Source organism: Ectopseudomonas alcaliphila (assembly GCF_900101755.1).
GTDB classification, from domain to species: Bacteria; Pseudomonadota; Gammaproteobacteria; order Pseudomonadales; family Pseudomonadaceae; genus Aquipseudomonas; species Aquipseudomonas alcaliphila.
Genome location: NZ_FNAE01000003.1, coordinates 239,491 through 256,764, shown reverse-complemented (window position 1 = coordinate 256,764; position 17,274 = coordinate 239,491). Strand labels below are relative to the sequence as shown.

The following is a 17,274-nucleotide window of genomic DNA, read 5'->3' as shown; positions in this document are numbered from 1 at the left end:
GGTACTCCGTTGATCAGCGGGCGGTCTGGATACGCCAGATACCGAATGGCAGGTGCCAGGGTTCGATGCGCATCCACTGCACCTTGCCGTGCCAGGTCCAGCGGTGGCCGTTCATCAGGTCCTCGCCGACCACGTCGGCATCGTCAGGCAAGCCCAACTCCCACAGCGGCAGTTCGAAGTGCGCTTCCTGGGCGTGGTGCGGATCGAGGCTGATGGCCACCAGGATGAAGTTGCTCAGGTCCGCAGTGCGCTTGCCGAAGTAGAGGATGTTGTCGTTCCACGCGGTGTAGGCCTGGAAGCCCAGATGAGTCTGCAGCGCCGGGTTGTCGCGGCGGATCTGGTTGAGCCGGGTGATCTCGGCGTTGATGTTGCCGGGTGCCTGGTAGTCGCGCGGGCGCAGCTGGTACTTCTCCGAGTCGAAGTACTCCTCCTTGCCCGGTACCGGCTCGGCCTCGCACAGCTCGAAGCCCGAATACATGCCCCACAGCCCGGAGCCCATGGTCGCCAGCGCCGCACGGATGAGAAAGCCCGGGCGGCCGCTGCGCTGCAGGAAATAGGGATTGATGTCCGGCGTGTTGACGAAGAAGTTCGGCCGGTAGCAATCGCGCCAGGGCGGCTGGTTCAGCTCGGTGAAGTAGGCCTGCAGCTCGGCCTTGGTGTTGCGCCAGGTGAAGTAGGTGTAACTCTGGCTGAAACCGAGCTTGCCCAGGCGCGCCATCATCGCCGGGCGGGTGAAGGCCTCGGAGAGGAAGATCACCTCGGGGTGGCGCTCACGCACATCGGCGATCAGCCATTCCCAGAACGGCATCGGCTTGGTGTGCGGGTTGTCGACGCGAAACAGCGTAACGCCCTGCTCCACCCAACCCAGCACCACGTCACGCAAAGCCAGCCACAGATCGGGCAGCGCCGCTTCGGCATAGAACTCGACGTTGACGATGTCTTCGTACTTCTTCGGCGGGTTCTCGGCATGGCGGATGCTGCCGTCCGGGCGCCAGCTGAACCAGCCGGGGTGCTGCTTGAGCCAGGGGTGATCGGGCGAGCACTGCACGGCAAAATCCAGTGCCACTTCCAGGCCATGCTCGCGGGCTACTTGCACCAGTTGGCGAAAATCCTCGAGGCTGCCCAGCTGCGGGTGCACAGCGTCGTGGCCGCCCTCCTCGCTGCCGATGGCATAAGGGCTGCCGGGGTCGTTCGGGCCGGCCTTGAGGCTGTTGTTCGGCCCCTTGCGGTGGGCCCGACCGATGGGATGAATGGGGGGGAAATACAGCACGTCGAAGCCCATCCGGGCGATTTCCGGGATGCGCGCGTGCACGTCGGCGAAGGTGCCGTGGCGCCGCTCATCGCCCAGCGAACGGGGGAACAGCTCGTACCAGCTGGCGAACTCGGCCAGGGCCCGCTCCACGTCCAGCGGATAGTTCGGTGTGCGCAGCAGATGCGGGCGGTATTCGGCGCGGCGCATCAGCTCGTTGACGGATGGGTCGATCAACACCGCTTCGCGTTCGGCCTGCGATTGCGAGGCCTCCATGCGTTCGACCAGCGCTGCCAGCTCGGCACGCAGCTCTTGCGGGGCCTGCGCGGCAATACGCCGAACCAGTTGCGCGCCTTCCTGCAGTTCGAGCTCCACCGGCACGCCGGCGCCGAGCTTCTTCACCAGTTCCTGGCGAAAGCTGGCATAGACGTCCAGCCAGGCTTCGATGGCGAATTCGCCACGGCCCTGCTCGGCGATTTCCAGCGACGCGGTCCAGCGATCATTGCCCAGCGCCTGCATCGGCGTGCGCTGCCAGGTGGCCTGACCGTTGCCTCGCCACAGCAGATCGGCGGCCAGTTGCTCGTGGCCGTCGCCGAAGATCACCGCCGTGACCGGAAACTCCCGACCACATAGGCATTTGCTGGCGAAGCGGCCACCTTCAACGATCGGTTGTACTGCTTCGATGGCCAGCCGGGGCTGGGCGATGGCGTGGCTGACGGTCTGATCGGCATGCTGCTGGGACGGCATCGTTCCTGGCTCCTCTACGCCTGGCAGACGTTTTTGAAGGGGTTGGCGGGCAGGTATGCGGCAGCGCGCGAAGCGCTGCACCTGTCAGAAATTCCGAGACGGAAGCGGTGGGAAAAGTTCAGGCAGTTTTTGCCGGGCCTACGGGCTATTGCCTGTCGCCAGGTTCATCCTCGGTCTGATCATCCGGCCGGTTTCTGGTGCCTGGGTCGACCAGCAGCGGCATCAGGTGCAACACCACCAGCACGATCACCGTCGACAGCACGGCAGTGGCCTCGCGCCCAAGGCCGACCGCCACGCCGATGGCAGCCGAGGCCCACAGGCCGGCGGCGGTGGTCAGCCCCTTCACGTCAGAGATGTTCTGGCCTTTGAGAATGGTGCCGGCGCCAAGAAAACCGACGCCGGCGGCGATGCCCTGAATCACCCGGCTCATGGCATCGGCCTCAGCGCCGTCCTGCTCCAACGCCATGACGAAGATCGCCGCGCCGAGACACACCAGCATATGTGTACGCATGCCGGCGGCCTTGCCCATGACCTCACGCTCGTAGCCAAGCAGCCCGCCGAGGAACATGGCCAGAATCAGGCGCAGCGTGGCACGGGTGATGTGCTCGACCTGGCCAAGGTCGGAAAACTCCTGCACCAGAGTGGTGAGAACTCGCTCGAGTATGTCCATCTTCGTTCGATCTCCTGGGACGCTTTCCTTCTGAGCGACGTAGGCACCTGGAGGTTCGGATGATCGTCGCCGCCGATCATCCGAAGCTGGGAACCTATGTCCCTGCGTGCATTCACTCCCTTTAGACCTCACAACCAATCGGGAGAACGCTCATGCCCCGTGGCAGCAAAGACAAGTACACCGCCAAGCAGAAGCGCAAGGCCGAGCACATTGAAGACAGCTACAAGGATCGCGGTGTGCCGCAGGACGAGGCCGAAGCGCGCGCCTGGGCCACGGTCAACAAGCAGTCCGGTGGTGGCGAGAAGGCCGGCGGCTCCGGGCAGAAGACCAGCGCAGCCAGCAAGGAGGCTGCACGCAAATCCTCGGCACGGCGCGCCGCCGCAACCCGTGAAGGCACACCCCGCCCCGGTCAACGCCTGGAAGCGATGAACAAGACCGAGCTGATGGATCTGGCGCGCAAGCGGGATATCGCCGGGCGCTCGCGCATGCGCAAGGAGGAGCTGCTGCAGGCGCTGCGCAAGGCCAGTGCCTGAGGCGACGCTGCTTCCTCGGGGAACTGACGATTTTCACAGCCCCGTGGCGGCGAGTGAGCAGAACAGCCTGAAAGGCTCGTCATTCCTGCACAGGCGGGAACCCCGAAACACCGTGAGAGCTGGGCTCCCGCCTGCGCGGGAGTGACGTCTATCAAGACATCAGGTCGCGTTCACGCTCCATGCGCTCGCCGCAATCGCAGCCGGCGCTCTGGCACTGGAGCATCCCCTTGGGATGACGCTGCATGCAGGCCTCGCAGCAGTAAATCAGATCATCGCCCGCGACTTCATGTAACCACTCCCGGGACTGCACCGCACAATCACAATGCGGGCACGCGCAGGTCTGCGGGTTCATGGCTTGCGCTTCTTATCGGTGGGCACGACCTCATCGCTCCAAGGCTTGCCGTCGAGCGGCGCGGAACGCGCCAGCTCCGCTTCATCGAGACCCGCGCCACCACCGACCTGAGTCTCGTCGACCACGCTGAGTTCTTCATCCAGCGCCCCTTTTGCGCCGCTCTCCAGCGGTGAGCGTGCGCCGCTGTCATCGATCAGGGTATCCGGGCTCAGGTCATCGAGGCTGACATTGTCCTCGTGCTCGCTTTCACCGAGCGTCGCAGCGCCGGTCAATCCGGGCTGATCCTGCGCCGTGGTCGAGGGGCGCGCAGTCGGCTGCAATATGGGTTCGCCGGTGCCGAGGCTGTCTTCATCATCGATGAAGTCCAGCGTCTCTTCGGCCGCTTCAGCTGGCCTGGAAATGGGTGTGCTGTCTTTCATGGCATATCTCCCTGGATAACCTTCATGCGCGGCGATGACGCGCTCGCGCCATCGCCTGGAGGTTCAGATCAAGGCGAAATGGGGTCGCTGGCGGGAAAGGTTTCCTCCACGGCGTGATCGAGCCGCTTCTCCTGCTGACCTTTCATCCGATCCATCTCCTTCTGCAGCCTCGGTAGCGCCGCACGCAGATCGGCCACGCATTGACGCAGGCATTCGAGTTCGCTCCTGGGGTCGCTGATCATCCCCTTGATCACGCAGTGTCCGCTGATCCCACGCTGCAGCAGCGCGGCGCCACCAAGGGCCTTGAACACACCTGACGAGCCGCCCTGGCACACGCCGGCGACGATGGCGGTGGCACCAGTGGCGAGCGATACGGCACGTTCCAGACGATGGACGTTATGGGTCAGTGACATGGTGTTTCCTCCTGAACATTGGATAACAGAGCCCATTGCGGCTCCCGTGAGGTTTTAGAAAGGCATGTGCCCGGTAAAGGTTCAGGCTATTTGCCGAAGGTCCATCTGCGCCGTCTGCTGCATCAGCGAGTCGACCACCCCGAACAGGGCCGCACGATGGTCGGCGCCGCCGCTGCGAGCACGGCGGTAGGTGGCGAGCTGTAGCTCGGCGCTGCCGCCGACCCGGGCCAGCTTGCGCGCGTGGGGCATGATCCAGCGCTCGCCTGGCGGGATCTCCGAGCCGATGCAGGCCAGCACTTCGTCCAGCCAGGCGGCGAATGGCAAGGTGCTCTGGCTGCGCGGTTCGATGAACAGCCCGCGCAGGCCGCGGCGCTTGGCGCGCCAGCGGTTTTCCAGGGTGAGGATGCGGGTCAGCGGATCATCGAACCAATCATGGTGAGGCGCATTCAGTGCATGGCCGAGCATGGCGCGGAACAGCCCGGCGATGCACAGGGCGTCGTCCAGCTGCGGGCAGGCATCGGCGATGCGCAGCTCCAGAGTCGGGAAACGCAATGACGGGCGGATGTTCCACCACAGATTGACGGCCGAGCCGATGCAGTCGGTATCGGTCATCACCTTCAGGTAGCGCTGGTACTCGGCGTCATCGCGAAAGTGATCGGGAATGCCCATGCGCGGCCACTCATCGCAGACCGCCTGGCGATAGCTCATCAAACCGCAGGGCCGACCATCCCAGAACGGCGAGGACGCGCTCAGGCCGAGCAGCAACGGCAGCCAGGGCGTCAGCCGGTTCATCAGACGAATGCGGTCGACACCCTCGGGCACGCCGACATGCACATGCAGGCCGGCCAACACGCTGCGGCTGGCGACGATTCGATAGTCGTCGAAGATCGCTCGGTAGCGCGCCATGTTGGTGGCTTGCACACGGCGCCAATGCCCCAGCGGATGCGTACCGGCAGCGAGGATTCCACAGCCGAATTCACTGGCCTGTCTGGCCATGGTAGTACGCGCGTGGCCGAGAAAGTCGCGCGCCTCATCGAGGCTGTTCAGCACTGGCGTGACCACTTCGAACTGCGCGGCGAACATCTCTCGCGCCACCCGCTGACCAAGGGCGCGGCGAATGGATATGGCGAAGGCCTCGACCCCGTGCTGCGCGACGCAGCGGCTTGCCAGGTCGGTAAGAAAGTACTCCTCTTCGATGCCGAACGTGCTCGCTAGCATGACTCGCCTGCTCCCGTGGTTCCTGCAGTTGAGAGCCTCGGGGAGGCGTGAGTTCAACCTCTTTGATCACCTGCTCGCCGGCGAAAATTCAGGGGGAATCTTTATTCGGGCAAGCCTCTCATATGCAACACACGGCCCTCTGACACATGGCCCTATTCAGGAGATTTGACCCATGTCGATTGCCAGTTTCATCGACAGTCCCGGCGTCCAGCACATCTCGCTCGCTCCCGCGCGCGGTCCTTTGCAAAGCCTTTATCAGCAGTTGCTGGACGAGCCAGAGCCCGGCCATCCGCAGGCGCGCGAGTTTCTGCTCGAATGCTTGCAAGAGGTGGCAGAACTACCCTGCGAGCTGCCGCAAAGCCCTTATGAGCTGGCGGTCTGGTCGCAACTGCAGCACCAGCGCGTGACAGCGGACTACGCCGGCTATCTGGCCGGGCGCCGTGCCGGTGAGGGGCGTCGCTATTTCCCGCGCAAGGCCGACGCCCTGCATTTTCTGCGTAGCGTCGCCCCAACGAAGCTGGTCGACGGTGCCTGGCTCTACGGCGTCCTGCCCCACTGGCGCGACTATCGCGTATTCCCGCTGGTGCGCACTTATCTGGAAGAGCTTGGCGATGGCGTCGCTGCGCAGAATCACGTGTTGCTCTATCAGCGTCTGTTGGCCAGCCAGGGTTGTGAGGACGTCTTCGACCTGGATGATGCCCTGTATCGTCAGGGCGCTATCCAACTGGCGCTTGGCCTGCTGGCCGACGAGTTTCTGCCCGAAGTGATCGGCTACAACCTCGGTTATGAACAGTTGCCGCTGCACTTGCTGATCAGCGCCTTCGAGTTGAACGAGCTGGAAATCGATCCCTACTACTTCCAGCTCCACGTGACTATCGATAACGGCTCCAGCGGTCACGCCGCCAAGGCCGTACAGAGCGTGCTGACCAACCTGCCGCGCGTGGGCGACGCACAGGCGTTCTACCAGCGGGTGATGCGCGGCTACCTGCTCAATGACTTGGGCGTGGGTTCTACCAGCGTGATCGACAGCTTCGACTTGCACCAGCAGGTGCTGCAGATGTTCGAGCGCAAGCGCAAGGTCGCCAGCCAGGTGCATTCCGACTACTGCCGCATCGAAGGGCGCACGGTCAATCAATGGCTGGGCAGCTCCGGCAGTGTGGCGGGCTTTCTCGAAGCGCTGCAGAACAACGGCTGGATACGGCGCGACACGGACCCGGCCAGCAGCCGTTTCTGGCGTCTGGTGCAGGGGCCGGGAGCCGCCATGTTTGGCGTCTTCAGCCCCTATGAGAGCCAGTTGCTGCATGACTGGATCGCTGGTAGCTGGCAGCCGGAGACGCAGACAAAACCCTTCCGCCCACGGCGCAAGCCTCAGGCTGCACTGTCGCTGGCGGGCAGTTCGCAGCATGGCGAGCTGGACCGCGAGCGCCGCGAACTGATCCAGGAGTTGCAAGGCATGGACGCCTATCGTCGCGAATCTCGCCTGATCGGCCTGCAGGCGCCAGCGCAGCATTGGTCCAGCGCCGGCCTGGCAGCCACCCGCACCTTCGCGGCACTGATCCAGTAGCCGCCCTGCCCCGGGAACCCGCTCATGCTCGAACCAGCCTTCAACTCCCCACCGACTCTCGCCCTGTTGCGCCTGGGCAAGCTTTTACGTGCACGCGGCTATCGCTTCGTCACCCCGACACCGCTCACCCATCAACGTGTCAACCAGCGTCCGGGCAATGCTCTGGCCAAGGACCTGCGCGATGTATTCGGTTGGAGCCGGCCGTTCGCTGACGGCACGCTGGATGAGGAAATTCTCGAGATCATGCGTGAGGCCGAGGTGTTGCAGCCTCACGCGCAAGGGTGGATCAGCCAGGTACGCTGGTCCACCCTGAGCGATGGGCTCTACGTGCACTCGCGCTTTCCAACGGAGCAAAGCGATGCGGTGTTCTTCGGCCCCGATACCTACCGTTTCACTCGCCTGCTGCGCGACTACCTGGCGCACGCCAACCAGCCGCTGCGACGCATCGCCGATATCGGCTGCGGCGCCGGGCCTGGTGCCATCACCGCGGCGCAGATGCGTCCGGGGGCAGAAGTCATGGCGCTGGATATCAACCCCAGAGCCCTGGCCCTGACCGCGGTGAATGCACGCCTGGCGGGCATCTACAACCTGCGCGTGCAGAGCAGCGACCTGCTGCGGGATGTGGACGGGCAGTTCGATCTGATCATCGCCAACCCGCCCTATATGCTTGATGCGCAGCAGCGAACCTATCGCCACGGCGGTGGCAAGCATGGCGCCGGGCTGTCCCTGGCGATTTTCGATACGGCAATGGAAAGACTCGCGCCTGGCGGCACGCTGCTGCTCTATACCGGGGTGGCGATCGTCGAGGGTGAAGATGCTTTCCTTAACGCCATTCGCCTGTCGCTGCGCGACACCGGCTGGGAATGGGATTATCAGGAAATCGATCCGGACGTGTTCGGCGAGGAGTTGCAGAAGCCCGAATACGCGGAGGCCGAACGCATCGCCTGCGTGGCGTTGCGCCTGAGCTATCAGCCCAATCTGCGCCAGCGCTAGCAGGCCGTTGAAAAACTGCCTCGGCTTTGGCTTCCTGCGTCGCTCTACCTCCTGCATCCATGCAGTCGTCGCCTACGTTCTTCAACGGCCTGCTGGACCGGTGCCTGCCTTGCGCAAGCACCGGCCCGGTGATGCTCAGGCCGCCTTGGCTTGAGTATCGCTCTTCAGCGACTTGCGCAGCACTTCCATCGACTCGCCCAGCTCCTGCAGCTGACGTTTGCTCAGCAGCTTGCTGGCCTGGGGAAACATGTCGCGTTCCTCTTCCTCGATATGGTGCTCCAGCAGCTCCTTGAGCACCTTGACCCGGCCGGCGAACTCAAGGGCGGATGGCGAAGTGCCCTTGATGTCGGGCAATACCAGCGCCTCTACAACACGATGTTCTTCCTTGGCTTCGATGGCGAGCACAGCGTCCTCCTTGCTGCCGGCACGCCTGAAAGCCGGATAGAAAATCTGCTCTTCGAGTTCGGTATGGATTTTCAATTCCTGCTCGATCTTGAGCAGCAGCTTCTTGCGCGTCTGCACGGCGCGCTCGGTGGTGTCCTGAAGCTTGCTCAGCAGGTCTTTAACCGTTTCGTGATCCTTTTTCAGCAGTTCGATGGCATTCATCGTGTTGCTCTCCTCAGGTCTCGGCAAAAATGCCAGGACCCGCTAAAAGCGGGCCCTGGCATGACGATCACGACTCGCGACCGCTTTGGCTTTTCTGACCGCCCTTGCGCCCGGCTTCAGCAGCTCTCTGACGGTCATTGGCGAAGTTGCCCCCGCTGTTGTGGCCACCTTTGCGGCCGGCTTCCGAAGCTTTTTGACGATCGTTTGCGAAGTTACCCGGATTTTTGCTGGTCGCCATTGCTGGTACCTCCTGATAGTTACTCGCGAGGCGTTATTGCCTCTACATAAAATGAGGCAGGCCCTGCCGCGAGTCGTTCAGGCTTTTTTTCATCAGCCGTTGACCACACTTCCGCCGTTGACATGAAGCATCTGCCCGGTGACGTAAGACGCATCGCTACTGGCCAGATAGACGAATGCCGGTGCGACTTCAGAAGGCTGGCCCGGGCGCCCCAGCGGTGTATCGGCACCGAACTCGGAGACTTTTTCGGCGCTGAAGGTGGACGGTATCAGTGGCGTCCAGATCGGCCCAGGTGCGACGCCATTGACGCGAATGCCACGCGGCGCCAGGTTGATCGACAGCGAGCGGGTGAACGAGGTGATCGCGCCCTTGGTCGAGGAATAGTCGAGCAACATGGGGTTGCCCTTGTAGGCCGTCACCGAGCTGGTGTTGATGATGCTCGCCCCCGGCTGCAGATGCTCCAGCGCGACCTTGGTCAGATGGAACATGGCGAAAATATTGGTGCGGAAGGTCTGCTCCCACTGCGCCTCGTCGAGTGACTCGAGGTTGTGCTCGGGATGCTGTTCGCCGGCATTGTTGATGAGGATGTCGAGGCGTCCCCACTTGGCGATCACGGCGTCGACCACGCACTGACAGAAGCTGCCGTCACCGACGTCACCCGCCAGGGCGATGGCTTCGCCGCCGTGGCGCTTCACCTCGTCGAGGGTCTTCTGCGCGTCTTCATCCTCGTTCAGGTAAACCAAGGCGACCTTGGCCCCTTCCAGGGCGTAGTGCACGGCCACGGCGCGGCCGATGCCGCTGTCGCCACCGGTGATGATCGCCACCTTGCCGGTCAGTTTGCCGGCAGCGCGGTAATCATCGTCGAGGTAGACCGGCTCAGGGTGCATGGCGTGTTCGACGCCGGGTTGCCGCTGCTGGTGCTGAGGCGGCAGGGTCTTGTCGTTCATCCTTCACTCCTCCTTTCGCTAGCGCTCAGACGGCCTGCAGGCGCGGGCTCGCTGTCACCGGATGGGTCTTGTGGCGATTCTCGAAGCAGAAGTTGGTGGCCTGCACATAGCCTTCAGCCGAGCCACAGTCGAAGCGGCGGCCCTTGAACTTGTAGGCCAGCACGCAGCCCTGCTGGGCCTGCTTCATCAGCGCGTCGGTGATCTGGATTTCGCCGCTCTTGCCCGGCTCGGTCTGCTCGATCAGCGAGAAGATGTCGGGCGTGAGAATGTAGCGGCCGATGATCGCCAGGTTCGATGGCGCGTCCTCCGGGTTGGGCTTCTCCACCATGCTGTCGATGCGGAAGATATCGTCGCGCAGTGCTTCACCGGCAATCACGCCGTAGCGCGAAACCTCCTCCATCGGCACTTCCTGGATGGCGACGATGGAGCAGCGGAATTGTTCGTAGAGCTTGACCATCTGGGTCAGCACGCCGTCACCGTCGAGGTTCAGGCACAGGTCGTCGGCCAGCACCACGGCAAAGGCCTCGTCACCGATCAGGGAACGGCCGGTGAGGATGGCGTGGCCAAGCCCCTTCATCTCCACCTGGCGGGTGTAGGAGAAGGTGCACTGATCGATCAGATGACGCACACCACTCAGGGATTTCTCCTTGCCGGTGTTGGAAATTTCGTTCTCCAGCTCGTAGCTGATGTCGAAATGATCCTCCAGCGAGCGCTTGCCGCGACCGGTGACAATGGCAATTTCATTGAGCCCGGCCTGGAGTGCTTCTTCGACGCCGTACTGGATCAACGGGGTGTCGACCACCGGCAGCATTTCCTTGGGCATCGCCTTGGTAGCAGGAAGAAAACGGGTGCCATAACCGGCAGCGGGGAACAGGCATTTCTTGATCATGGGTTCTATACCAATTGAGTGACTCGGTAATAGAACCTGACCCGTTTAGAACCTTTACGGTTCAAGATATTTCAGCGGGCGCCGTTTCGCTGCTGCGCGCTTTTGCGAAGCTCGGCAGTGCGGCATAAGCGCGCCGATGCCGAGCTGCCGCTGCCGGCAAGAAACCGTCCCTATGCGAGATAACGGCTCACTTCGATCAGATTGCCGTCCGGGTCGCGAAAATACACCGACTCGATGGGGCCAACGGCACCGGTGCGAGCCACCGGCCCCTCTTCCACCATCACGCCCTGCTCGGCCAGATGGGCCATGACTCGCGCCAGAGGCCACAGGGTGATCAGGCACAGATCGATGGCGCCCGGTGTCGGTTTGATCGCCTTGGGCTCGAACTCACGACCGGCCTGATGCAGATTGAATTTCTGCTGGCCGAATACCAGAGCGCTGCGCCCGGCGCCGAAGCGCTCGTGACGCATGCCCAGCACGCGCTCATAGAAATCGACGGTGGCGTCGATATCCGCCACCGTCAGTACCAGATGGTCCAGTCTCTCGATCATGTTCAATGCCTGTCCAGAAGGTGAAAACGCGGCAACCCGAGGTGCCAGTGGATGGCAGCCAGTCGAGCGACCAGCACCACGCACATAGCCGCTGCGCTATCGAGCCAGTGCGGCGTACCCAGTGCTCGCAGGCCGATGAAGGTAAGCGCGCCGGCGATGCAGGCCGTGGCGTAGATTTCTTTCTGGAAGATCAGCGGGATTTCGTTGCACAGCACATCGCGAATCACCCCGCCAACCACGCCAGTCATCACCCCCATGATCACCGCGGTGCTGATCGGCGTGCCGTGCTGCAGCGCCAACTCGGTGCCATACACGGTGAACACCGCCAGGCCGAAGGCATCGGCGATCAGCAGGCCTTTCTCGTGAATCGGCCGGGTCATGCGCACCCAGGCCACGGTGCCCAGTGCCGCCAATGATGCGACCAGAATGTAGGTGTCGTCGCGAATCCAGCTGACCGGGTGGTTGTCCAGAATCAGGTCGCGCAGCGTGCCGCCGCCCAGCGCGGTGACGATGGCCATCACCAGCACCCCGAACAGGTCCATGGACTTGCGCCCCGCCATCAGCGCACCGGTGATGGCGAACACCGCAACGCCGAACAGGTCGGCGACATAGAAAAGCGTTTCCATGCTGCCCTCAGCGGCTGACCGGCGTACGCAGGGTAACGAACTCCTCGGCGGCGCTCGGGTGTACGCCGATGGTCTCGTCGAAGATCTGCTTGGTCGCACCTGCCTTCAGGGCAATCGCCAGGCCCTGAACGATCTCGCCCGCCTCCGGGCCGACCATATGGCAGCCGAGCACGCGGTCGCTGTCGGCATCGACCACCAGCTTCATCAGCGTGCGCTCCGGGTTTTCGGTCAGCGTCAGCTTCATCGGCCGGAAGCGGCTCTCGAAGATTTTCACCTTGTGCCCGGCTTCGATGGCCTGCTCCTCACTCAGGCCAACGGTGCCGATATTCGGCAGGCTGAACACGGCGGTAGGGATCATGCTGTAGTCCAGCGGCCGGTATTCCTCGGGTTTGAAAAGCCGACGCGCCACGGCCATGCCTTCGGCCAGCGCCACCGGGGTCAGTTGCACGCGGCCGATCACGTCGCCAAGGGCGAGAATCGACGGCGTGGAGGTCTGGAACAGGTCATCGACTTCGATATAGCCGCGCTTGTCCAGCTTCACCTCGACGTTTTCCAGGCCGAGGTTGTCCAGCATCGGCCGGCGACCGGTGGCGTAGAACACGCAATCGGCCTCCAGTACGCGACCATCCTTGAGCGTGGCGGCGAGGCTGCCATCGGCCTTGCGCTCGATGCTGGCAATATCGGCGTTGAACTGCAGGTCCAGGCCCTTCTTGCTCAGCTCTTCGCGCAGGTGCTCGCGCACGGCGCCATCAAAGCCGCGCAGGAACAGGTCGCCGCGATACAGCAACGAGGTCTGTGCGCCCAGGCCGTGGAAGATCGAGGCGAACTCCACAGCGATATAGCCGCCGCCCACCACCAGTACGCGCTTGGGCAGCTGCTTGAGGAAGAAGGCTTCGTTGGAGCTGATGGCGTGCTCGCGGCCTGGGATATCGGGAATCTGCGGCCAGCCGCCGGTGGCGATCAGAATGCGTTCGGCGCTGTGACGCTGGCCGTTCACTTCGACGGTATGGGCGTCGACGATACGCGCATGACCTTCGAACAGACTGACGCCGCTGCTGGTCAACAGGTTACGGTAGATGCCATTGAGGCGCTCGATCTCGCGGTTCTTGTTGGCGATCAGCGTCGTCCAGTCGAAGTTCGCCTCACCCAGCGACCAGCCGAAACCCGAGGCCTGCTCGAAGTCATCGGCGAAATGCGCGCCGTATACCAGCAGCTTTTTCGGTACGCAGCCGACGTTGACGCAGGTACCGCCCAGGTAGCGGCTCTCGGCCACCGCAACGCGTGCACCATAACCAGCGGCGAAGCGCGCCGCACGTACGCCGCCGGAACCGGCGCCGATAACGAACAGGTCGAAGTCGTAACTCATGGGGTATCTCCTTGGCAGACGAGGAGCATACCGTAAAGGCCCGCGCTAAGCTGAAAGCCGGAGGTGGATTCCATGCGCCCTACCCTGACTCATCTTGCCCTGCACGTCCCCGATCTCGACGCCTGCATCGCCTTCTATCAACGTTTCTGCGGCATGCAGGTGATCCACGAGCGCCCCGGCAAGGGCACACGCATCGTCTGGATGGCCGAGCCGGGCAAGGAACACCAGTTCATCTTCGTCATCATGCCCGGCGGCCAGGACAGGAACCTGGCCGCCAATGACTACAGCCACTTCGGCTTCGCCCTGAGCAGCCGCGCAGAGGTCGATCACATCGCCGCCATGGCCGATCAAGCGGGCTGCCTGATCTGGGCACCGCGTGACGAGCCCTACCCGGTTGGCTACTACTGCGGCCTGCGCGACCCGGCCGGCAACTACGTGGAGTTCAGCTTCGGCCAGCCGCTCGGGCCCGGCTCGGAACAGATGCCCATCCCCTGAAATGCAAAACGCCACCCGAGGGTGGCGTCAGTTGGAGCATCAATGCACCGATTCTGTAGGAGCGGCGCCCCGCCGCGAACCGGGATGGCGAGGCATCGCAGAGCTTCGCCCCGGGGCGGGGCTCCTACGAAAGGCTGCTCTGATAGGCAAACGTATCAGAACGCCTTGCCGGTCTTGTACAGGTTCTCGAAGCAGAAATTGGTCGCGTCGATGTAACCCTCGGCGCTACCGCAGTCGAAACGCTGGCCCTTGAACTTGTACGCCATCACGCAGCCCTGCTGGGCCTGGCGCATCAGCGCATCGGTGATCTGGATTTCGCCACCCTTGCCCGGCGGCGTGCTGCGAATCAGATCGAAGATGTCCGGGGTGAGGATGTAGCGACCGATGATCGCCAGGTTCGACGGCGCGTCCTCGGGCTTGGGCTTCTCCACCATGTTGCTGACGCGGTAGATGTCCTCGCGGATCATCTCGCCGGCGATCACGCCGTACTTGGAGGTCTCGTCCTTCGGCACTTCCTGAATCGCCACGATGGAGCAGCGGAACTGGTTGTACAGCTTGACCATCTGCGCCAGCACGCTATCGCCTTCCAGGTTCAGGCACAGGTCGTCGGCCAGTACCACGGCGAACGGCTCGTCACCGATCAGCGGCTGGCCGCAGAGGATGGCGTGGCCCAGGCCTTTCATTTCGACCTGACGGGTGTAGGAGAAACTGCACTCGTCGATCAGACGACGGATGCCAACCAGGTACTTCTCCTTGTCGGTGCCCTTGATCTGGTGTTCGAGCTCGTAGCTCACGTCAAAGTGGTCTTCCAGCGCGCGCTTGCCGCGCCCCGTGACGATGGAGATCTGGTTGAGGCCAGCCTCGAGTGCCTCTTCAACCCCGTATTGAATCAGTGGCTTGTTCACCACCGGCAACATTTCCTTGGGCATTGCCTTGGTAGCAGGCAGGAAGCGCGTGCCGTAACCGGCAGCGGGGAACAGGCATTTCTTGATCATGGGACTCCCTAGTGGGGACGGTTGGAATGCGCACCCAGTCTATCAAGCCGCGCTAGCCTTACAACTGCCGCTTGCAGGTCGACCGATGCCTCGATAGAGAAAACCCAGCTCCGCCAGCTGATCGGCGTCATAGATGTTGCGCCCGTCGAACAGCACCGGCATGCGCATCGCACCGCGAATACGCGGGAAGTCCGGCTGACGGAACTGCTTCCACTCCGTCACCAGCACCAACGCATCCGCACCCTGGGTGACGGCATAGGGGGATTCGCTCAGTACCAGCTGCCCCGCCTCGATGGCCGCCGGATAGCGTGCAGCAACAGCTGCCGTGGCAGCAGGGTCGCAAGCCTGCACCTTGGCACCCGCGGTCAGCAGAGCCTCGAGTAGCACCAGGCTGGGCGCTTCACGCAGATCGTCAGTACCGGGTTTGAATGCCAGCCCCCAGAGCGCGACGACCCGCCCGTGCAAGTGGCCATTGAAATGCTCGCGCAGGGCCTGGAACAGCAGCGTCTTCTGCAGCGCATTGCGCGCTTCGACCGCGCGCAGGATGCCAGGCTCGATGCCCTCGTGCTCGGCCGTACGGATCAGCGCCTTCACATCCTTGGGAAAGCACGAGCCGCCATAACCGCAACCGGCATAGATGAAGTGCGTACCGATACGCCGGTCGCTACCGATACCGCGGCGCACCTGCTCGATATCCACGCCCAACCGCGCGCAGATACCTGCCATCTCGTTGATAAAGGAAATCTTGGTCGCCAGAAAGGCATTGGCCGCATACTTGCTGAACTCCGCGGCGCGCACACCCATGCACAACAGCCGGTCGTGATTACGCAGAAACGGCGCATACAGCCGGCGCAGCAGCTCGCGCCCACGTTCGTCGTCACAGCCGACGATCACCCGATCAGGGCGCATGAAGTCCTCGACTGCAGAGCCTTCCTTGAGAAACTCCGGATTGCTCGCCACGGTCACCCGCGCCCGTTGCTCCCGACGCGCCAGACCGGCGTTGATGCGCTGCGCCACACGCTCGGCGGTGCCCACCGGCACCGTGGATTTGTCCACGACCAGACATGCATGATCGAGCCGTTCACCCAGCTCGTCGGCAACTGCCAGCACATGACTCAGATCGGCCGAACCGTCCTCACCGCTGGGCGTGCCCACCGCGATGAAAATCACCTCTGCACGGCGGATGCCGGCCTTCAGCTGTGAAGTGAAATTGAGCTGCCCGCCGGTCAGCTGCGCCCTGAGCATCGCCTCCAGGCCAGGTTCATAGATCGGCACCTCACCTCGCGAAAGCATCGCGACGCGCTGCGGATCTCGCTCGACGCAGACCACCTGATTGCCCATCTCGGCAAAACAGGTCGCCGTCACCAAACCTACGTATCCTGCTCCAATCACGCATATCTGCATCGCAGCATCCTCCCGGCCTATGCTGCGATTGCAACCAATCGCGGTGGCAGCGATATGACGGAAAGACGAAAGAATGATGACAAGCAGCGCCTGAAAACGCCGATATGAGGCCGGGCTCATTCGCACCCTGTCAGGATGCTGCGTGTACGCAGCCTGGGTACGCATAGCGTGAAAACTAGGGACCATAAAAGCAAAAACCCCTGTAGGTTTCCCTACAGGGGCTTTGCGAAAGTGGCGGTGAAGAAGAGATTCGAACCCGTTTCGGTAGCGTGTCAATCAGTGCCAAACCCGCTCAATACGAGCTTTCCACTTCCCTAGCAGTCTCGCTTCGTTGCTATTCGGCTCTATGATTTCGACACTTTTTCGACACCAGCCACAAAACCCGCGCTATGATCTTTGGCAAAATTTGGCAAGAGGTACGTCCAATGAGCACCATGAACATCTCCCTGCCGGACGCTCTCAAGAGCTTCGTTGATGAGCAAGTGAACCAGCGCGGTTACGGCACCAGCAGCGAATACGTGCGTGAGTTGATTCGTAAGGATCAAGACCGCCAACACCTTCGTGGCCTGCTGCTCGCCGGTGCTGCATCCGCTCCCGCAGCCCCTGCCGATGCTGACTACTTCGAATCGCTCCGTGCCCGCGTGCGGAACGCTCAAGGATGAAGCAAAAGCCCGTCATCCCGCGTGAGCTAGCAAACATAGACGTAGACAGCGCCATTGCCTACTACCTCGAAGAACAAGCCGAGAAGGCCGCACTAGGCTTCGTTGATGCCCTGGAGCGAGCGTACAAACAGATCAGCCGCCACCCAGCCTCTGGTTCTGCTCGCTACGCCCATGAACTCGATCTGCCCGGCCTACGCTCCTGGCCACTCCAGCGCTATCCTTACCTTGTCTTCTATGTCGAGCAAGACAGCCATATTGATGTGTGGCGGGTGCTGCATGAGATGAAAGACATTCCGAACTGGCTTATTACATAGTGCAAATTAAATAGCATAGATAC

Annotated in this window: 21 protein-coding genes; 6 read left to right on the top strand and 15 right to left on the bottom strand. The window is 62.6% G+C overall.

Annotated features, from left to right (window positions below; translation table 11 throughout):
* Positions 1–13: 13 nt before the first annotated feature.
* On the bottom strand, positions 14–1,996 hold the full coding sequence (locus tag BLR77_RS12915; RefSeq protein WP_074678349.1) for an alpha-1,4-glucan--maltose-1-phosphate maltosyltransferase: 1,983 nt from the start codon (positions 1,994–1,996) through the stop codon (positions 14–16).
* Positions 1,997–2,141: 145 nt separating this feature from the next.
* A complete protein-coding gene (locus BLR77_RS12910; protein ID WP_074678347.1) occupies positions 2,142–2,666 on the bottom strand; it encodes an MgtC/SapB family protein in 525 nt (174 codons plus the stop codon).
* 152 nt (positions 2,667–2,818) lie between these two features.
* On the opposite strand from BLR77_RS12910, the gene BLR77_RS12905 reads away from it, so the two are divergent.
* Entirely contained in the window at positions 2,819–3,199 is a 381-nt protein-coding gene (locus BLR77_RS12905) for a Rho termination factor N-terminal domain-containing protein (protein ID WP_074678345.1), read from the top strand.
* A gap of 151 nt (positions 3,200–3,350) precedes the next feature.
* Here the strand turns inward: BLR77_RS12905 and BLR77_RS12900 are convergent, their stop codons facing one another.
* The 4 genes from BLR77_RS12900 to BLR77_RS12885 all read right to left on the bottom strand — a co-directional run bounded on the left by BLR77_RS12900 (position 3,351) and on the right by BLR77_RS12885 (position 5,601).
* Positions 3,351–3,551 (bottom strand): hypothetical protein, encoded by a 201-nt coding sequence (locus BLR77_RS12900; RefSeq protein WP_074678343.1) that lies wholly within the window; start codon positions 3,549–3,551, stop codon positions 3,351–3,353.
* Entirely contained in the window at positions 3,548–3,970 is a 423-nt protein-coding gene (locus tag BLR77_RS12895; RefSeq protein WP_074678341.1) for a hypothetical protein, read from the bottom strand. The genes BLR77_RS12900 and BLR77_RS12895 overlap by 4 nt, the downstream gene beginning before the upstream one ends.
* A 68-nt stretch (positions 3,971–4,038) precedes the next feature.
* Positions 4,039–4,383: a YgaP family membrane protein gene (locus tag BLR77_RS12890; protein ID WP_074678339.1), complete on the bottom strand. Its 345-nt coding sequence runs from the start codon at positions 4,381–4,383 to the stop codon at positions 4,039–4,041.
* Positions 4,384–4,464: 81 nt separating this feature from the next.
* Positions 4,465–5,601: a carboxylate-amine ligase gene (locus BLR77_RS12885; protein WP_074678337.1), complete on the bottom strand. Its 1,137-nt coding sequence runs from the start codon at positions 5,599–5,601 to the stop codon at positions 4,465–4,467.
* A 172-nt stretch (positions 5,602–5,773) separates the two neighbouring features.
* Between BLR77_RS12885 and BLR77_RS12880 the strand changes: the two genes are divergently transcribed.
* On the top strand, positions 5,774–7,165 hold the full coding sequence (locus tag BLR77_RS12880; protein WP_074678335.1) for an iron-containing redox enzyme family protein: 1,392 nt from the start codon (positions 5,774–5,776) through the stop codon (positions 7,163–7,165).
* A 24-nt stretch (positions 7,166–7,189) separates the two neighbouring features.
* On the top strand, positions 7,190–8,158 hold the full coding sequence (locus BLR77_RS12875; protein WP_074678333.1) for a class I SAM-dependent methyltransferase: 969 nt from the start codon (positions 7,190–7,192) through the stop codon (positions 8,156–8,158).
* 135 nt (positions 8,159–8,293) lie between these two features.
* Here the strand turns inward: BLR77_RS12875 and BLR77_RS12870 are convergent, their stop codons facing one another.
* The 7 genes from BLR77_RS12870 to gorA form a co-directional block, all read right to left on the bottom strand.
* The gene (locus BLR77_RS12870) at positions 8,294–8,764 is read right to left on the bottom strand and encodes a hemerythrin domain-containing protein (protein ID WP_074678331.1); all 471 of its coding nucleotides are present in this window, start codon (positions 8,762–8,764) and stop codon (positions 8,294–8,296) included.
* A 67-nt stretch (positions 8,765–8,831) separates the two neighbouring features.
* Complete coding sequence (locus BLR77_RS12865) at positions 8,832–9,002, bottom strand: con-10 family general stress protein (RefSeq protein ID WP_074678329.1); 171 nt, start codon at positions 9,000–9,002, stop codon at positions 8,832–8,834.
* A gap of 92 nt (positions 9,003–9,094) precedes the next feature.
* Positions 9,095–9,949, bottom strand: coding sequence for an SDR family oxidoreductase (locus BLR77_RS12860; RefSeq protein WP_074678327.1), 855 nt, complete (start codon positions 9,947–9,949; stop codon positions 9,095–9,097).
* Between the two features lie 25 nt (positions 9,950–9,974).
* Positions 9,975–10,838 carry a UTP--glucose-1-phosphate uridylyltransferase GalU gene (gene galU / locus BLR77_RS12855; protein WP_074678325.1) on the bottom strand — a complete coding sequence of 288 codons (864 nt, stop codon included), beginning with the start codon at positions 10,836–10,838 and terminating at the stop codon, positions 9,975–9,977.
* Positions 10,839–11,008: 170 nt separating this feature from the next.
* Positions 11,009–11,389, bottom strand: a complete 381-nt coding sequence (locus BLR77_RS12850) for a VOC family protein (protein WP_074678323.1) — start codon at positions 11,387–11,389, stop codon at positions 11,009–11,011.
* 2 nt (positions 11,390–11,391) lie between these two features.
* Positions 11,392–12,015, bottom strand: a complete 624-nt coding sequence (locus BLR77_RS12845; RefSeq protein WP_074678321.1) for a trimeric intracellular cation channel family protein — start codon at positions 12,013–12,015, stop codon at positions 11,392–11,394.
* Positions 12,016–12,022: 7 nt separating this feature from the next.
* The gene (gene gorA / locus BLR77_RS12840) at positions 12,023–13,381 is read right to left on the bottom strand and encodes a glutathione-disulfide reductase (RefSeq protein ID WP_074678319.1); all 1,359 of its coding nucleotides are present in this window, start codon (positions 13,379–13,381) and stop codon (positions 12,023–12,025) included.
* A 72-nt stretch (positions 13,382–13,453) separates the two neighbouring features.
* Between gorA and BLR77_RS12835 the strand changes: the two genes are divergently transcribed.
* Positions 13,454–13,876, top strand: a complete 423-nt coding sequence (locus tag BLR77_RS12835; protein ID WP_074678317.1) for a VOC family protein — start codon at positions 13,454–13,456, stop codon at positions 13,874–13,876.
* Positions 13,877–14,031: 155 nt separating this feature from the next.
* On the opposite strand, the gene galU (BLR77_RS12830) is transcribed toward BLR77_RS12835, so the two are convergent.
* Together galU (BLR77_RS12830) and BLR77_RS12825 are read right to left on the bottom strand one after the other, a co-directional pair.
* A complete protein-coding gene (galU, locus tag BLR77_RS12830; RefSeq protein ID WP_024308196.1) occupies positions 14,032–14,871 on the bottom strand; it encodes a UTP--glucose-1-phosphate uridylyltransferase GalU in 840 nt (279 codons plus the stop codon).
* Positions 14,872–14,913: 42 nt separating this feature from the next.
* Positions 14,914–16,275: a UDP-glucose dehydrogenase family protein gene (locus BLR77_RS12825; RefSeq protein WP_074678315.1), complete on the bottom strand. Its 1,362-nt coding sequence runs from the start codon at positions 16,273–16,275 to the stop codon at positions 14,914–14,916.
* A gap of 425 nt (positions 16,276–16,700) precedes the next feature.
* On the opposite strand from BLR77_RS12825, the gene BLR77_RS12820 reads away from it, so the two are divergent.
* Together BLR77_RS12820 and BLR77_RS12815 are read left to right on the top strand one after the other, a co-directional pair.
* Entirely contained in the window at positions 16,701–16,937 is a 237-nt protein-coding gene (locus BLR77_RS12820) for a type II toxin-antitoxin system ParD family antitoxin (RefSeq protein WP_012018538.1), read from the top strand.
* Positions 16,934–17,251: a type II toxin-antitoxin system RelE/ParE family toxin gene (locus BLR77_RS12815; RefSeq protein WP_074678313.1), complete on the top strand. Its 318-nt coding sequence runs from the start codon at positions 16,934–16,936 to the stop codon at positions 17,249–17,251. Before BLR77_RS12820 ends, BLR77_RS12815 begins: the two co-directional genes overlap by 4 nt.
* The last annotated feature ends 23 nt before the right edge of the window (positions 17,252–17,274 follow it).

Excerpts from the sequence above, each read along its gene's own strand:
- BLR77_RS12845 (WP_074678321.1), bottom strand. The coding sequence starts at position 12,015 with ATGGAAACGCTTTTCTATGTCGCCGACCTGTTCGGCGTTGCGGTGTTC.
- BLR77_RS12875 (WP_074678333.1), top strand. The coding sequence starts at position 7,190 with ATGCTCGAACCAGCCTTCAACTCCCCACCGACTCTCGCCCTGTTGCGC.
- BLR77_RS12915 (WP_074678349.1), bottom strand. The coding sequence starts at position 1,996 with ATGCCGTCCCAGCAGCATGCCGATCAGACCGTCAGCCACGCCATCGCC.
- BLR77_RS12895 (WP_074678341.1), bottom strand. The coding sequence starts at position 3,970 with ATGAAAGACAGCACACCCATTTCCAGGCCAGCTGAAGCGGCCGAAGAG.
- BLR77_RS12825 (WP_074678315.1), bottom strand. The coding sequence starts at position 16,275 with ATGCAGATATGCGTGATTGGAGCAGGATACGTAGGTTTGGTGACGGCG.
- BLR77_RS12860 (WP_074678327.1), bottom strand. The coding sequence starts at position 9,949 with ATGAACGACAAGACCCTGCCGCCTCAGCACCAGCAGCGGCAACCCGGC.
- gorA (WP_074678319.1), bottom strand. The coding sequence starts at position 13,381 with ATGAGTTACGACTTCGACCTGTTCGTTATCGGCGCCGGTTCCGGCGGC.
- BLR77_RS12835 (WP_074678317.1), top strand. The coding sequence starts at position 13,454 with ATGCGCCCTACCCTGACTCATCTTGCCCTGCACGTCCCCGATCTCGAC.
- galU (WP_024308196.1), bottom strand. The coding sequence starts at position 14,871 with ATGATCAAGAAATGCCTGTTCCCCGCTGCCGGTTACGGCACGCGCTTC.
- BLR77_RS12815 (WP_074678313.1), top strand. The coding sequence starts at position 16,934 with ATGAAGCAAAAGCCCGTCATCCCGCGTGAGCTAGCAAACATAGACGTA.
- BLR77_RS12870 (WP_074678331.1), bottom strand. The coding sequence starts at position 8,764 with ATGAATGCCATCGAACTGCTGAAAAAGGATCACGAAACGGTTAAAGAC.
- BLR77_RS12910 (WP_074678347.1), bottom strand. The coding sequence starts at position 2,666 with ATGGACATACTCGAGCGAGTTCTCACCACTCTGGTGCAGGAGTTTTCC.
- BLR77_RS12900 (WP_074678343.1), bottom strand. The coding sequence starts at position 3,551 with ATGAACCCGCAGACCTGCGCGTGCCCGCATTGTGATTGTGCGGTGCAG.
- galU (WP_074678325.1), bottom strand. The coding sequence starts at position 10,838 with ATGATCAAGAAATGCCTGTTCCCCGCTGCCGGTTATGGCACCCGTTTT.
- BLR77_RS12885 (WP_074678337.1), bottom strand. The coding sequence starts at position 5,601 with ATGCTAGCGAGCACGTTCGGCATCGAAGAGGAGTACTTTCTTACCGAC.
- BLR77_RS12890 (WP_074678339.1), bottom strand. The coding sequence starts at position 4,383 with ATGTCACTGACCCATAACGTCCATCGTCTGGAACGTGCCGTATCGCTC.
- BLR77_RS12905 (WP_074678345.1), top strand. The coding sequence starts at position 2,819 with ATGCCCCGTGGCAGCAAAGACAAGTACACCGCCAAGCAGAAGCGCAAG.
- BLR77_RS12850 (WP_074678323.1), bottom strand. The coding sequence starts at position 11,389 with ATGATCGAGAGACTGGACCATCTGGTACTGACGGTGGCGGATATCGAC.
- BLR77_RS12880 (WP_074678335.1), top strand. The coding sequence starts at position 5,774 with ATGTCGATTGCCAGTTTCATCGACAGTCCCGGCGTCCAGCACATCTCG.
- BLR77_RS12865 (WP_074678329.1), bottom strand. The coding sequence starts at position 9,002 with ATGGCGACCAGCAAAAATCCGGGTAACTTCGCAAACGATCGTCAAAAA.
- BLR77_RS12820 (WP_012018538.1), top strand. The coding sequence starts at position 16,701 with ATGAGCACCATGAACATCTCCCTGCCGGACGCTCTCAAGAGCTTCGTT.